The sequence below is a fragment of the Pseudomonas benzenivorans genome, from assembly GCF_033547155.1.
GTDB classification, from domain to species: Bacteria; Pseudomonadota; Gammaproteobacteria; order Pseudomonadales; family Pseudomonadaceae; genus Aquipseudomonas; species Aquipseudomonas benzenivorans_B.
Map to the genome: position 1 here is coordinate 2,788,778 of NZ_CP137892.1, position 13,872 is coordinate 2,802,649.

The window sequence follows — 13,872 nt, forward strand, 5'->3', positions numbered from 1 at the left end:
TGCGCAGCTTAGCTCACTCGTAGCGCAGCGCCTCGGCCGGTTGCACCTGCGCGGCGCGCCAGGACGGGTAGAGGGTGGCGAGAAAGCTCAGAACCAGAGCCGCCGAGCAGATCAACACGACATCGGACAGCAGCAGCTGCGACGGCAGGTTGCTGATGAAGTAGACATCGGAGCTGAGCACCTCTTGGCCACTGATGCGCTCGATCCAGCCGACCAGCTGGCTGACGTTCAACGCCGCCAGCACGCCCAGCACCCCGCCGATCAGCGTACCTACGCTGCCGATCACCGTGCCCTGCACCATGAAGATGCCCATGATCTGCCGTGGCGTCGCGCCGAGGGTGCGCAGGATGGCGATATCGGCGCCCTTGTCGGCCACCACCATGATCAGGGTGGCGATGATATTGAAGGCCGCCACCGCGACGATCAGCAACAGCAGCAGGCCGATCATGGTCTTCTCCATCTTCATCGCGCTGAACAGGCTGCCCTGGGTCTGGGTCCAGTCGCTGGCCCGGTAGCCCTCGCCCAGTTGCGCCGCGACCTCGGCGGACACCTGCGGCGCCTGATAGAGATCCTTCAGCTTCAGCCGCAGGCTCTGCACCTGGCCCGGCGCCAGACGCTGGATCTGCGCGGCATCGGCCACGTTGATCAAAGCCAGGGAGCTGTCCAGCTCGGCGCCGACCTTGAACACCCCGACCACGTTGATCCGCTGCATGCGCGGCACCACCCCGCCCGGCACCGAACCGAGCTCGGGCACGATCAGGGTCAACTTGTCGCCGACCTTGAGCTGGAAGCGCCGCGCGGTGATCTCGCCGATCACTACGCCGAACTCGCCGGCCTCGAGGTCATCCAGACGGCCCTGGAGCATGTGCTGGGGCAGGATGGAGACCCGCGACTCGAATCGTGGGTCGATACCCTGCAGCTGAATCGGCTGCATCGCCCCGCGGTGCGACAGCATGCCTTCCAGCTCGGCGAAGGGCGCGGCCGCCAGCACCTGCGGGTGCCGGCCGGCGACCTCGGCGACCGCCTGCCAATCGTCCAGGGCCTGCTCATTGGCGATGCTGGCATGGGGCACCATGCCGAGGATGCGCGAGCTCATTTCCTTCTGGAAGCCGTTCATCACCGACAGCACCACGATCATCGCCAGCACGCCCAGGGCCAGACCGATCATCGAGGTCAGGGAGATGAAGGAGATGAAGTGGTTGCGCCGCTTGGCCCGGGTATAGCGGCTGCCGATGAAGATGCTCAGCGGACGGAACATCAGGCGGCCACCAGCTTGCCATCTTCCAGGCGCAGCACCCGGTCCATCTGCAGGGCCAGCTGCATGTCGTGGGTCACCACCAGGAAGGCGGTCTGCGACGAGCTGCTCAGCTCCTTCATCAGCTCCTGGATGCCCTGGGCGGTGTGATGGTCGAGGTTGCCGGTCGGTTCGTCCAGCAACACCAGCCCTGGGCGGTTGACCAGGGCGCGGGCGATCGCCACCCGCTGGCGTTCGCCACCGGACAGCTCCGCCGGCTTGTGCGCCAGGCGATGGCCCAGGCCGACCCGTTCGAGCAGCGCGGTGGCCCGCTGGCGCGCCTCGGCGATGGCCGTGCGGCCGATCAGCAGCGGCATGCACACGTTCTCCAGGGCGGTGAACTCCGGTAGCAGGTGGTGGAACTGGTAGACGAAGCCCAGTGCCCGGTTGCGCAGCAGGCCGCGCTCCTTCTCGCCCAGTGCCGACAGCTCCTCGCCGGCCAGCCAGACGCTGCCGCTGCTCGGCGTATCCAGGCCGCCGAGCATGTTCAGCAGGGTGCTCTTGCCGGAGCCCGAGCTGCCGACGATGGCCACCCGCTCGCCGGGATGCAGCTCGAGGGCCAGCCCATCGAGCACCACCACCGATTGCGGGCCCTCCTCGTAACGCTTGCCCAGGTTGCGGCAGCTCAACACGGCCTGATCATGCATGACGCGATCACCCATCGATAGATTATTCATAACGCAGCGCCTCCGCCGGCTGAGTACGCGCCGCGCGCCAGGCCGGGTACAGGGTGGCAAGGAAACTCAGCACCAGGGCGGCCGCGCACACCAGCAGCACATCCGCCCACATCAGTTGCGATGGCAGGTAGTCGATGAAGTACACATCGGCATTGAGGAACTTGATCCCCAGCAGGCGCTCCAGGGCCGCGACCCCGGCGCTGACATTCAACGCCGCCCAGATCCCCAGCAGCGCGCCTATGGCGGTGCCGAACACGCCGATCACCGTGCCCTGGACCATGAAGATCGCCATGATCTGCCGCGGCGTCGAGCCCAGGGTGCGCAGGATGGCGATATCGCCCTTCTTGTCGGTGACCACCATGACCAGGGTCGAGATGATGTTGAACGCGGCCACCGCGACGATGAGCAGCAGCAGCAGGCCGATGATCGCCTTCTCCATGCGGATCGCCTGGTACAGGTTGCCGTGGGTGCGGGTCCAGTCGCGGGCGTAGTAATCGCCCTTGCCCAGGGTCTGGGCCAGCTCCCAGGCGGTGCGCGGCGCCTGGAACAGGTCGGCGAACTTCAGCCGCACCCCCTGCACCTGACCGGGCTTCCAGCGCTGCAGGCGGGCCAGATCCTGGACATGGGCCAGGGCCAGGTGGCCGTCGATTTCACCGGCGCCGACATGGAAGATGCCGACCACGGTGAAACGCTTGAGACGCGGGAACATCCCCGCCGGGGTGACCGTGACCTCGGGGGCGACGAAGGTGAGCTTGTCGCCCAGCCCAACGCCCAGTTTGGCCGCGGCCTTGTCGCCGATGACCATACCGAACTCACCCGGCGCCAGGTCCTCGAGGCGCCCCTGCCGGAAGAAGTCGCCGATGATCGACACCTGCGCCTCCTGCAGCGGGTCGATCGCATTGATCAGCACCTTCTGCACCTTGCCGTCGTTGCTGAGCAGCCCCTGCATCTGGCTGAAGGGTGCCGCCGCCTGCACCTGCGGGTGCTTCAGTGCACCGGCGGCCAGGCCCTGCCAATCGTCGAGCGGCGTGGCGCTCTCGAGCGTGGCGTGCGGCACCATGCCCAGGACCCGGGTGCGCATCTCGTGATCGAAGCCGTTCATCACCGACAGCACCAGGATCATCACCAGCACACCGAGCGCCAGCCCGAGCATAGAGGTCAGGGAGATGAAGGAAACGAAGTGATTGCGGCGCTTGGCACGGGTGTAACGCGTACCGATGAATACGAACAGGGGTCTGAACATGTCGAGGGCTGGTTCGGGGGAAAGAGGAACGTCCTTGTGGCGGGGCTCGGCGCGCAGCCTTACACTCAGACCACTACTGCTGCCATGGGTTCGCCATGTCGTCTCAAGAAGAAGATCGCCGCGAATACTATCGTATCGTCGACACGATCGCACTGGATTTCACCCCGCTGTCGGGGGCCGAAGCGCAGGCCAGCGACGCGCTTCACGACAGTTCGCCGCTGTTCAACCTGCTCAGCGACCTGCACCTGATGGACTTCGAATCGCAACACCTGCTGCGTCATATCAGCGAACGCGACCGCACCCTGGCCAACTACCTCAAGGTGATCAACAAGCGTATCGACCTGCTCGGCCAGGCCGTGGCCCAGAGCCTGCTGCGCGATATCGGCGCACCGAAGCAGGTCTGCTTGTCCGAGGGCGGGGTCAGGTTCGATCACGCCAAAGCCGTTGCCGTCGACAGCCATCTGGCGATCAAGATGGTGCTCATGCCCCAGGCGCTCGGCCTGCTGCTGCGCGCCAAGGTCGTGCACTGCCGCGAGCGCCCCGACGGCCAGTTCGATATCGGCACCGAGTTCGAAGCATTGACCGACGCACAGCGCCAATTGCTCGCTCGGCATATCCTGCAGAAGCAGGCCTGGGAACGCCGCCAGGCCCGCGAATAGCCCTATGAGCCACTCGAAGGGAAGCCTATGCCACACCTAGCAATACTGCTCGCCCTGCTTCTGCCACTGACGAGCAATGCCGAAACCCTGCAGATCCCCATCGGCCAGCAAGGCGCCACAGACCTTGCGCTGCCGCAGCGCGGCGACTCGCAACGCGCGGTGCTCGAACGCTTCGGCCTGGCCGACGAAGAGCATGCGCCGGTCGGCCAGCCGCCCATCAGCCGCTGGGACTACCGCGAATTCAGCGTGTACTTCGAGTACGACCATGTGATCAACAGCGTGCGCCACCACCAGCCGCGCACCGCCACGCCCGAGTAAGGAGCAATCGTGACCCTGATTTACGGCCACCGCGGCGCCAAGGGCGAAGCGCCGGAAAACACCCTCGCCAGCTTCCAGACCTGTCTGGGCCACGGTGTGCGTCGCTGCGAACTGGACCTGCACCTATCACGCGACGGCGAGCTGATGGTCATCCATGACCCGACCCTCAAGCGCACCACCGGCCATCGCGGCAAAGTGGTCGAGCACGACGCCGCCGAGCTGGCCGGCTATGACGCGCGCCAGGGCGGACCGGAATGGCCCACGCCCTGCCCCATTCCGCGCCTGAGCGAACTGTTCGAGCAGTGCGACTTCGAGCACTGGCAACTGGAGGTCAAGAGCGCCTCGCGAGTCCGGGCGGCACGTACCGTCGAGGCGATTGCCGAGCTGGCCAGGCATCACGGGCTGACCGAGCGGATTACCGTGACCTCCGGCTCGCGGGAAGTGCTGCGGGCGCTGCAACGCCTGCATCCGCAAATCTCCCGCGGCCTGGTCGCCGAACACGCCTGGCTCGACCCCTTGAAGGTGGCCCGGCACTACGGCTGTGAACTGCTGGCCCTGAACTGGACGCTGTGCAGCCCGGAGCGCCTGGCACGGGCACAGAAGGCAGGCCTGCATGTGTCGGTGTGGACGGTCAACGAGCCGGCGCTGATGCGCCGCCTCGCCGATTTCGGCGCGAACAGCCTGATCACCGACTTCCCCGGCCTGGCCGTGGCAACCCTGGCGCGCTGACCCAGCCAGGCCGGCCACGGCCGGGCATGAAAAAACCGGCCCTGGGGCCGGTTTTTTCATGCTGCCTGGTCAGAAACTCTCCCGATTCGGCCAGCGCCAGGCTGGGGAGTCGCTGAACGGGTCCTCCCCGACCGGCTCAGGCCACCGGTCGGAGCCGCTTAAAAAAGCCGGTTGAGCCCATCGAACGCCGCCACCCGATAGGCCTCGGCCATGGTCGGGTAGTTGAAGGTGGTGTTGACGAAATACTTGATGCTGTTCGCCTCGCCCTTCTGGTTCATGATCGCCTGGCCGATGTGCACGATCTCCGAGGCCTGATAGCCGAAGCAGTGTACGCCGAGCACCTCCAGGGTCTCGCGATGGAAGAGGATCTTCAGCATGCCCACCGGCTCGCTGGAGATCTGCGCCCGCGCCATGCTCTTGAAGAAGGCCTTGCCGACCTCGTAAGGAATCTTCGCCTGGGTCAGCTCGCGCTCGTTCTTGCCGATCGAGCTGATCTCAGGAATGGTGTAGATGCCGGTCGGCACATCGTCGACGAAACGCCAGCTGTCGTTCTCGACTATGTTGCCGGAGGCCGAGCGCCCCTGGTCGTAGGCCGCACTGGCCAGGCTCGGCCAACCGATCACGTCGCCGGCGGCGAAGATAGTGGAGATCTCGGTGCGGTAGTTCTGGTCGACCTCGACCTGACCGCGGCTGTTGACCTGGATGCCGATATTCTCCAGGCCCAGCTTGTCGGTGTTGCCGGTGCGACCGTTGCACCAGAGCAGGGCGTCGGCCTTGATCTTCTTGCCGGACTTCAGGTGCAGGATCACCCCGTTGTCCAGGCCCTCGATACGCTCGTACTCCTCGTTATGCCGGATCAGCACGTTGTTGTTGCGCAGGTGGTAGCTGAGGGCGTCGGAGATCTCCGCATCGAGGAAGCTGAGCAGTTGCTCGCGGTTGTCGATCAGGTCGACCAGCACGCCCAGGCCGCTGAAGATCGAGGCGTACTCGCAGCCGATGACTCCGGCGCCGTAGATGATCAGGCGGCGCGGCGTGTGGCTCAGGGTCAGGATGGTGTCGCTGTCATAGACCCGCGGGTGGCGGAAGTCGACGTCGGCCGGACGATAGGGGCGCGAACCGGTGGCGATGACGATCTGCTTGGCCACCAGCGTCTCCACCACGCCACTGGGGCACACCACTTCGATGGTCTGCTCGTCGGCGAAGCTGCCGGTGCCGTAGAACAGATCGATGCGGTTACGCGCGTAGTAGCCGGTGCGCGAGGTGACCTGCTTGCCGATCACCCGTTCGGCGCTCTTGAGCACATCCGGGAAGGAGAACCAACGCGGTTCGCCGATCTGGCGGAACATCGGGTTGGTGTTGAACTGCATGATCTGGCGCACCGAATGACGTAGCGCCTTGGACGGAATGGTGCCCAGGTGGGTGCAGTTGCCGCCGACCTCGCGGCGGGTATCGACCACCGCCACCTTGCGCCCGGCCTTCGCAGCATTCATCGCCGCACCCTCACCCGCCGGGCCGGAGCCCAGCACCACTACATCGTAGTTGTAGACCGCCATGTTTACTCCTTCGGATCACACCGGAGCGCTTATGGCGCACCCTCGGCAGGACCGGCACTGCGAATGAGTGCCGGCAATCAATCTGACCGCGCAACGCGGCCGGGCATCAGCGCTTGGTCGCGTCGTATGCCAGGTCGGCGGCCGGCTGCTCCGGCGCGCGATTGACCTCTTCGCACTTCTCGCGACTGCCGCCGCAGATCGAGCATTCTTTCTCGATGCCCAGGTTGGCGATGCCGCCACAGGAGCCGGCGATGGGCTTGCGCCCCATGATCACGCCGACCGCCATCAGGCCCACCATCAGCAGCATGGCCAGAAAAACCACTACAAAAATCATTGCTCTTCTCCTGCGGCGAACAGTTGCTCGAATGCCGCGGTAGTCCGTGTGACGAAGCCCTCGCCATCACGGGTCACGAAAAAGGCCGCGATACCGGCCCCTTCAGCGTAGGCCAGGCCACGCTCGGGCCCCAGCACCATCAACAATGTGGACAAGCCATCGGCCCTTAAGGTCGATCGATCGGCCACGGTCACCGACGCCAGTTTGTGAGTGATGGGCGCGCCGGTCTGCGGGTCCAGGGTATGGGAATAGCGCGTGCCATTCTCCTCGAAATAGTTGCGGTAGTCGCCGGAGGTGGAGATGCCGTAGCCGTCCAGCTGCAGGATGCGCTGGGCCACCCGCTGATCGTCCCGCGGCGCCTCGATGGCGATACGCCAGGGCTCGCCTCCGGGCTTGCGCCCGGCGGCCTTCAGCTCCCCGGTGACATCCACCAGGTAACGACTGACCCCCAACTCACCCAGGCGGGCGACGATGCGCTCGACCGTGTAGCCGGCGGCGATGCTGTTGAGATCCAGCTGCAGGTCGACATCCTTGCACAGCTGAGCGCCTTCGATGCGCAGATGCTGATGACCGGTATGCCGGCGCGCCTCGGCCAACTGTTGCGCAGTCGGCACCTGCTCGACCCGTGCCTGGGGGCCGAAGCCCCAGAGGTTGAGCAAGGGCTCCAGGGTCAGGTCGAAAGCCCCGCCGCTCTCCTGCGCCAGCGCCTGCCCGGCGCGCACCAGCTGCAACAACGCATCCGGCATGGCCATGCAACTGCCGGCCGGGGCGCGGTTGAATTGGGAGATCAGCGAGTCGTCGCGGTAGGTGGACATCTGCCGGTCGACCTCGGCGAGGATCGCCTCGGTCTCGGTCTTGAGCCGGTCGGGGCCCGGCGTGCCTTCGGCACGTACGTACTTGACCGAATAGGTGCTGCCCATGGTCGGGCCGCCGAACTCCTCGACCCCCTCGGAAAACCAACAGCCCGTTAAGGCGGCCGCCAAGGCGACCGCGATAACGGGCTGGAGTACCGCATGCCTCATGCTTAGCCGCCGAAGTCGTCGAGCAGAATGTTCTCCTGCTCCACGCCCAGGTCGACCAGCATCTTGATCACCGCGGCGTTCATCATGGGTGGACCGCACATGTAGAACTCGCAATCCTCCGGCGCCGGGTGGTCCTTCAGGTAGTTCTCGTACAGCACGTTGTGGATGAAGCCCTTGAGGCCGGTCCAGTTGTCCTCAGGCTGCGGATCGGACAGCGCCAGATGCCACTTGAAGTTTTCGTTCTCCGCCTGCAGCTGATCGTACTCCTCGGTGTAGAAGGCCTCGCGCATGGAGCGCGCGCCGTACCAGAAGCTGATCTTGCGCTTGGACTTCAGGCGCTTGAGTTGGTCGAAGATGTGCGAGCGCATCGGCGCCATGCCGGCACCGCCACCGATGAACACCATCTCGGCATCGGTGTCCTTGGCGAAGAACTCGCCGAAGGGTCCGTACACCGTGATCTTGTCGCCCGGCTTGAGGCTGAACACATAGGAGGACATCTTGCCCGGCGGCAGGTCGTCCTTGCCCGGTGGCGGCGAGGCGATACGAATGTTGAACTTCACCAGACCGCGCTCTTCCGGGTAGTTGGCCATGGAATAGGCACGGATCACGGTCTCGTCGACCTTGGACACGTACTTCCACTGGTTGAACTTGTCCCAGTCGCCGCGGTACTCCTCCTGGATGTCGAAATCCTTGTAGTAGACGGTGTGCGGCGGGCACTCCAGCTGCACGTAACCGCCGGCGCGGAAGTCGACGTTCTCGCCTTCCGGCAGCTTGAGGGTCAGTTCCTTGATGAAGGTCGCCACGTTCGGGTTGGACTCGACCGTGCACTCCCACTTCTTCACGCCGAAGACTTCTTCCGGCACCTCGATCTTCATGTCCTGCTTGACCGCGGTCTGGCAGGACAGACGCCAGCCTTCCTTGGCTTCGCGGCGGGTGAAGTGCGACTCCTCGGTCGACAGCATCTCGCCGCCGCCGGACTCGACGATGCACTTGCACTGGGCGCAGGTGCCGCCGCCGCCACAGGCCGACGACAGGAAGATGTCGTTGTCGGCCAGGGTCTGCAGCAGCTTGCCGCCCGCCGGGACCACTATGGTCTTCTCGCCGTTGATCTCGATGCTCACGTCGCCACTGGAGACCAGCTTGGCGCGCGCCGCGAGGATGATCAGCACCAACGCCAACACAATGGCGGTGAACATGCCGATCGCTAGGAATATCTCGAAATTGATCATCTGCTCATCCTTTCCTTACAGCTGCACGCCAGAGAAGGACATGAAGCCCAGCGACATCAGGCCGATGGTGATGAAGGTGATACCCAGCCCCTGCAGGCCGGCCGGCACATCGCTGTACTTGAGCTTCTCGCGAATACCCGCCAGGGCGGCGATGGCCAGGGCCCAGGAGACGCCGGCGCCGACACCGTAGACGGTGCTCTCGGCCAGGTTGTAATCGCGCTCGACCATGAACAGCGAGCCGCCCATGATCGCGCAGTTCACCGTGATCAGCGGCAGGAACACGCCGAGGGCGTTGTACAGCGCCGGCACGTACTTATCCAGGGTCATCTCGAGGATCTGCACGAGCGCCGCGATCACACCGATGAAGGTCAGCAGACCGAGGAAGCTCAGGTCAACCTCGGGCAGGCCGGCCCAGGCCAGCGCACCGTCCTTGAGGATGTTGGTGTAGATCAGGTTGTTGACCGGCATGGTGATGCCCAGCACCACCACCACGGCGATACCCAGGCCGATCGCCGTCTCCACCTTCTTGGAGATGGCGATGAAGGTGCACATGCCGAGGAAGAACGCCAGCGCCATGTTCTCGACGAACACCGCACGGACGAACAGGCTGATGTAGTGCTCCATTAGTAAGCCTCCTTATTCGAGACCTGCGGGGCCATCTTGTAGGCGTTGCTCTCCACCTGGTCGGTCTTCCAGCCGCGGACGGCCCAAATGAACAGGCCGATCAGGAAGAAGGCCGAAGGCGGCAGCAGCAGCAAGCCGTTGGGCTGGTACCAGCCGCCGTCGTTGACCACCGGAATGATCTCGTAGCCCATCAGCTTGCCCGCGCCGAACAGCTCGCGAATGATGCCCAGGGCGATCAGCATGGCGCTGTAGCCCAGACCGTTACCGATACCGTCGAAGAACGACAGCACCGGCGGGTTCTGCATGGCGAACGCCTCGGCACGGCCCATCACGATGCAGTTGGTGATGATCAGACCGACGAACACCGACAGCTGCTTGGACAGGCTGAAGGCGTAGGCCTTGAGCACCTGATCCACCACTATCACCAGGGAGGCGATGATCACCATCTGCACGATCATGCGGATCGAGCTGGGGATCTGGCTGCGGATCATCGAGATGAACAGGTTGGAGAACCCGGTCACCAAGGTCAGCGCCGCGGACATCACCAGGGCGGTCTGCAGGTTCGAGGTCACCGCCAGGGCCGAACAGATCCCGAGGATCTGCAGGCCGATGGGGTTGTTGTTGAAGATCGGGTTGAGCAGGACTTCTTTAATAGTCGGCTGCGACATGATCAAGCCTCCCCTGCGCGCAGGTTAGCGATAAACGGACCGAAGCCGTTCTGGCCGAGCCAGAACTTGAGCAGGTTGTCCACCCCCTTGCTGGTCAGGGTGGCGCCGGCCAGGCCGTCGACCTGGTGCTCGGCCTGCGGGCTCTGCGGATCGACGCCGCCCTTGACGATGGCCACGGCCAACTCGCCGTTGGCATCGAACAGGGTCTTGCCCGGCCACTGGCCCTTCCACTTCGGGTTGTCGACTTCACCGCCCAGACCCGGCGTCTCGCCGTGCTGGTAGAAGCCCATGCCGACCACGGTGTTCAGGTCGCCCTTGAGCGCGATGAAACCGTGCAGGGTCGACCACAGCCCATAGCCGCGCACCGGCAGGATCAGGGTCTGCACCTGACCGTCCTGCTCCACCACGTAGACGGTGCTGAAGCGCTCCTGGCGCTTGATGCCGGCGATGTCCTCGCTGGCCGGCAGCACACTGGACAGTTGCGGGTCCTTGGATGCCGTGAGCGGGTCGAAGACGACCGGATCGTGGGCATCGGAGAAGGTGCCGGTTTCCAGGTCGACCAGCTTCGCCTTGATGGTGCTGGCGAACAGCTCCTTGACCTGCTTGCCGCTCATCGCGGCATCGCCGAGACCGGCGATCGCCAGGATGCTGCGCTGCTTGTCCAGCAGGCGGTTGTCCACCTGGGTCGGCTTCAGCGCGATGGCCGCGCCGGCGACGAACACCGAGCAGACCAGGCACACCAGCAGGGCCACCGTCAGCGTGCGGACGGTGGATTCTTTTTGACTAGACATTGCGTGCCAGCCTCCGCTTGATATTGGCTTGAACGACGAAGTGGTCGATCAGCGGTGCAAACAGGTTGGCGAACAGAATCGCCAGCATCATGCCTTCCGGGAAGGCCGGGTTGACCACGCGGATCAGCACCACCATCACACCGATCAGGGCACCGAAGATCCACTTGCCGGTATTGGTCATGGAGGCGGACACCGGATCGGTGGCCATGAACAGCATGCCGAAGGCGAAACCGCCGACCACCAGGTGCCAGTGCCAGGGCATGGCGAACATCGGGTTGGTGTCCGAACCGATGGCGTTGAACAGCAGGCTCAGGCCGACCATGCCCAGCATCACGCCGGCGACGATGCGCCAGGAGGCGATCTTGGTCAGCACCAGCACGCCGCCGCCGATGAGGATGGCCAGGGTACTGGTCTCGCCCAGGGAACCGTGAATGGTGCCGACGAAGGCGTCCATCCAGCTGATGCCCTGGCCGATGACGTTCTCGATGCCGCCGGAGGCCGCCAGGCTCAGTGCCGTGGCGCCGGCGAAGCCGTCGACCGTGGTCCACACCGCATCGCCGGACATCTGCGCCGGGTAGGCGAAGAACAGGAAGGCGCGGCCGGTCAGGGCCGGGTTGAGGAAGTTCTTGCCGGTACCGCCGAACACTTCCTTGCCGATCACCACGCCGAAGCTGATGCCCAGGGCCACCTGCCACAGCGGGATGCTCGGCGGCAGGATCAGGGCGAACAGCACCGAGGTGACGAAGAAGCCTTCGTTGACCTCATGCTTGCGGATCGAGGCGAAGAGCACTTCCCAGAAACCGCCGACGATGAAGGTCACCGCATAGACCGGCAGGAACCAGGCGGCGCCCTGGACGAAGTTGTCCCACAGGCTGTTCGGGTCGAACCCGGCCAGCGAGCCGATCAGGGCGAAGCGCCAGCCCTCCTGGGCCGCCAGCAGCTCGGGGCTGTTGGCGAAGATCAGGTTGGCCTGATAGCCGGCGTTCCACATGCCGAAGAACATCGCCGGGAAGGTGCACAGCCACACGGTGATCATCATGCGCTTGAGGTCGATGCCGTCGCGCACGTGGGCGGTGGTCTTGGTCACGCTGCCCGGACGATAGAAGAAGGTGTCGATGGCTTCGTACAAGGCATACCAGTTCTCGTACTTGCCGCCCTTCTCGAAGTTGTGCTCGATCTTGTCGAGGAAATCGCGAATCCCCATGGCTTAACCCTCCTTCTCGATACGGGCGAGGTTATCCCGCAGGATCGGGCCGTATTCATACTTGCCGGCACACACATAGGTGCACAGCGCCAGGTCTTCTTCGTCGAGTTCCAGGCAGCCCAGCTTCTGGGCCATCTCGGTGTCGCCGACGATCAGGTAGCGCAACAGCTGGGTCGGCAGGATGTCCAGCGGCATGATTTCTTCATAGTTGCCGACCGGCACCATGGCGCGCGGGCTGCCGTTGGTGGTGGTGGAGAAGGCGAACTTCTTCGCCGCCATCAGCTTGGAGACGAAGACGTTCAGCACCGAATGCTTGTTCACCCCGGCACGCAGGTAGTGCATCAGCTCGCGCTCGGAGCCCTCGGCCAGGCAGGACACCTGCAGGTGGTAGCGGCCGAGGAAGGCGAAGGCGCCCTGGGCCGTGCGGCCGCCGAGTACCGAGCCGGAGATCACCCGGTTGTAGCCCGACTGCAGCTGACCCGCGGTCAGCTCCTCCAGGTTGGCGCCCAGACGGGTGCGCAGCAGACGCGGCTGCTCGACCACGGGGCCGGCCAGGGCGACCACGCGCTCGACCCACAGCTGGCCGCTGGTGAACAGCTTGCCGGCGGCGATCACATCCTGGTAGTTGATCGACCAGACGCTCTTGCCGGCACTGACCGGATCGAGGAAGTGGATGTGGGTGCCAGGCAGACCGGCCGGGTGCGGACCGGCGAAGGCCTCGGCCTGGACGTTGGCCTGCTGCTCGCCCGGCAGGCTCGCGCCCTCGGCCTTGCACAGGAACACCTTGCCCAGGCGGCTCAGCACCTTGAGACCGTTCTCGAAGTCGCTGGCGTACTCGCCGATCACCACGGACGGGTCGGCGGCCAGGGGATGGGTGTCGATGGCGGTGACGAAGATCGAGCTGGGCACCGCGTCGATGGCCGGCACCTTGCTGAACGGACGGGTACGCAGCGCGGTCCACAGGCCGGACTGCTGCAGATTCTCACGCACCTGCTCGACGCTCAGACTGTCCAGCTGGGCGGTCGGATACTGGGCGAAGGTTACCTGCTCGTCGCCGTCGAGATCGATCACCACCGACTGCAGGACGCGCTTCTCGCCGCGGTGAATGGCGCTGATCACGCCCGCCCCCGGCGCGGTGTAGGTCACACCGGGCGTCTTCTTGTCGGAAAACAGCACCTGACCGAGCTTGACCCGATCACCGACCTGAACCTCCATCGTAGGCTTCATACCGTGATAATCGAAGCCTATGACGGCGACGCTGCGCACGGGCCTTCCGGCCTCGATGCGTTGCGCCGGCGCGCCTGTTATGGGCAAGTCGAGCCCATGTTTAATTTTGATCATAGGTTTGCCTAACCACTGATTTATAAGCTTTTTTTAGAATACGACCGACACTTGGAGCGGCTCATATCGAAAACCAGTGCGAGCCAGCAATCGGTGAGAACTGGAGTGTCGAACGCGGGTAAAAAATCCGCTCAATTATAGAGAGACGGCCACTGGCTGACCACCCAAGCGCTTGCTTTTTTTGAG

At 64.5% G+C, this 13,872-nt stretch carries 15 protein-coding genes; 3 read left to right on the plus strand and 12 right to left on the minus strand.

The window, feature by feature from the left end:
* Positions 1–13: 13 nt before the first annotated feature.
* The 3 genes from SBP02_RS12760 to SBP02_RS12770 are packed head-to-tail and all read right to left on the minus strand — an operon-like array spanning position 14 to position 3,214.
* Positions 14–1,258, minus strand: a complete 1,245-nt coding sequence (locus SBP02_RS12760; RefSeq protein ID WP_318642150.1) for a lipoprotein-releasing ABC transporter permease subunit — start codon at positions 1,256–1,258, stop codon at positions 14–16.
* Positions 1,258–1,941: a lipoprotein-releasing ABC transporter ATP-binding protein LolD gene (gene lolD, locus SBP02_RS12765; protein WP_318646337.1), complete on the minus strand. Its 684-nt coding sequence runs from the start codon at positions 1,939–1,941 to the stop codon at positions 1,258–1,260. The genes SBP02_RS12760 and lolD overlap by 1 nt, the downstream gene beginning before the upstream one ends.
* A gap of 22 nt (positions 1,942–1,963) precedes the next feature.
* A complete protein-coding gene (locus SBP02_RS12770) occupies positions 1,964–3,214 on the minus strand; it encodes a lipoprotein-releasing ABC transporter permease subunit (RefSeq protein ID WP_318642151.1) in 1,251 nt (416 codons plus the stop codon).
* 95 nt (positions 3,215–3,309) lie between these two features.
* Between SBP02_RS12770 and SBP02_RS12775 the strand changes: the two genes are divergently transcribed.
* The 3 genes from SBP02_RS12775 to SBP02_RS12785 are packed head-to-tail and all read left to right on the plus strand — an operon-like array spanning position 3,310 to position 4,920.
* Positions 3,310–3,873 (plus strand): PilZ domain-containing protein, encoded by a 564-nt coding sequence (locus SBP02_RS12775; RefSeq protein ID WP_318642152.1) that lies wholly within the window; start codon positions 3,310–3,312, stop codon positions 3,871–3,873.
* A gap of 27 nt (positions 3,874–3,900) precedes the next feature.
* Positions 3,901–4,191, plus strand: a complete 291-nt coding sequence (locus SBP02_RS12780; protein ID WP_318642153.1) for a phosphodiesterase — start codon at positions 3,901–3,903, stop codon at positions 4,189–4,191.
* A 9-nt stretch (positions 4,192–4,200) separates the two neighbouring features.
* Positions 4,201–4,920 (plus strand): glycerophosphodiester phosphodiesterase, encoded by a 720-nt coding sequence (locus SBP02_RS12785; RefSeq protein ID WP_318642154.1) that lies wholly within the window; start codon positions 4,201–4,203, stop codon positions 4,918–4,920.
* 158 nt (positions 4,921–5,078) lie between these two features.
* On the opposite strand, the gene sthA is transcribed toward SBP02_RS12785, so the two are convergent.
* From sthA to SBP02_RS12830, 9 genes are all read right to left on the minus strand, one after another.
* Positions 5,079–6,473: a Si-specific NAD(P)(+) transhydrogenase gene (sthA, locus tag SBP02_RS12790; RefSeq protein WP_318642155.1), complete on the minus strand. Its 1,395-nt coding sequence runs from the start codon at positions 6,471–6,473 to the stop codon at positions 5,079–5,081.
* Between the two features lie 106 nt (positions 6,474–6,579).
* Positions 6,580–6,807 (minus strand): (Na+)-NQR maturation NqrM, encoded by a 228-nt coding sequence (gene nqrM, locus SBP02_RS12795; RefSeq protein WP_318642156.1) that lies wholly within the window; start codon positions 6,805–6,807, stop codon positions 6,580–6,582.
* Positions 6,804–7,829: an FAD:protein FMN transferase gene (locus SBP02_RS12800; protein WP_318642157.1), complete on the minus strand. Its 1,026-nt coding sequence runs from the start codon at positions 7,827–7,829 to the stop codon at positions 6,804–6,806. Before SBP02_RS12800 ends, nqrM begins: the two co-directional genes overlap by 4 nt.
* Before the next feature lie 2 nt (positions 7,830–7,831).
* Entirely contained in the window at positions 7,832–9,058 is a 1,227-nt protein-coding gene (nqrF, locus tag SBP02_RS12805) for an NADH:ubiquinone reductase (Na(+)-transporting) subunit F (protein WP_318642158.1), read from the minus strand.
* Between the two features lie 15 nt (positions 9,059–9,073).
* Positions 9,074–9,682 carry an NADH:ubiquinone reductase (Na(+)-transporting) subunit E gene (gene nqrE, locus SBP02_RS12810; RefSeq protein WP_318642159.1) on the minus strand — a complete coding sequence of 203 codons (609 nt, stop codon included), beginning with the start codon at positions 9,680–9,682 and terminating at the stop codon, positions 9,074–9,076.
* Entirely contained in the window at positions 9,682–10,356 is a 675-nt protein-coding gene (locus tag SBP02_RS12815) for an NADH:ubiquinone reductase (Na(+)-transporting) subunit D (protein ID WP_318642160.1), read from the minus strand. Before SBP02_RS12815 ends, nqrE begins: the two co-directional genes overlap by 1 nt.
* A complete protein-coding gene (locus SBP02_RS12820) occupies positions 10,353–11,141 on the minus strand; it encodes a Na(+)-translocating NADH-quinone reductase subunit C (RefSeq protein ID WP_318642161.1) in 789 nt (262 codons plus the stop codon). The genes SBP02_RS12815 and SBP02_RS12820 overlap by 4 nt, the downstream gene beginning before the upstream one ends.
* Positions 11,134–12,345: an NADH:ubiquinone reductase (Na(+)-transporting) subunit B gene (locus tag SBP02_RS12825; protein ID WP_318642162.1), complete on the minus strand. Its 1,212-nt coding sequence runs from the start codon at positions 12,343–12,345 to the stop codon at positions 11,134–11,136. The genes SBP02_RS12820 and SBP02_RS12825 overlap by 8 nt, the downstream gene beginning before the upstream one ends.
* Before the next feature lie 3 nt (positions 12,346–12,348).
* Positions 12,349–13,686, minus strand: coding sequence for a Na(+)-translocating NADH-quinone reductase subunit A (locus tag SBP02_RS12830; RefSeq protein ID WP_318642163.1), 1,338 nt, complete (start codon positions 13,684–13,686; stop codon positions 12,349–12,351).
* Between the last annotated feature and the right edge of the window lie 186 nt (positions 13,687–13,872).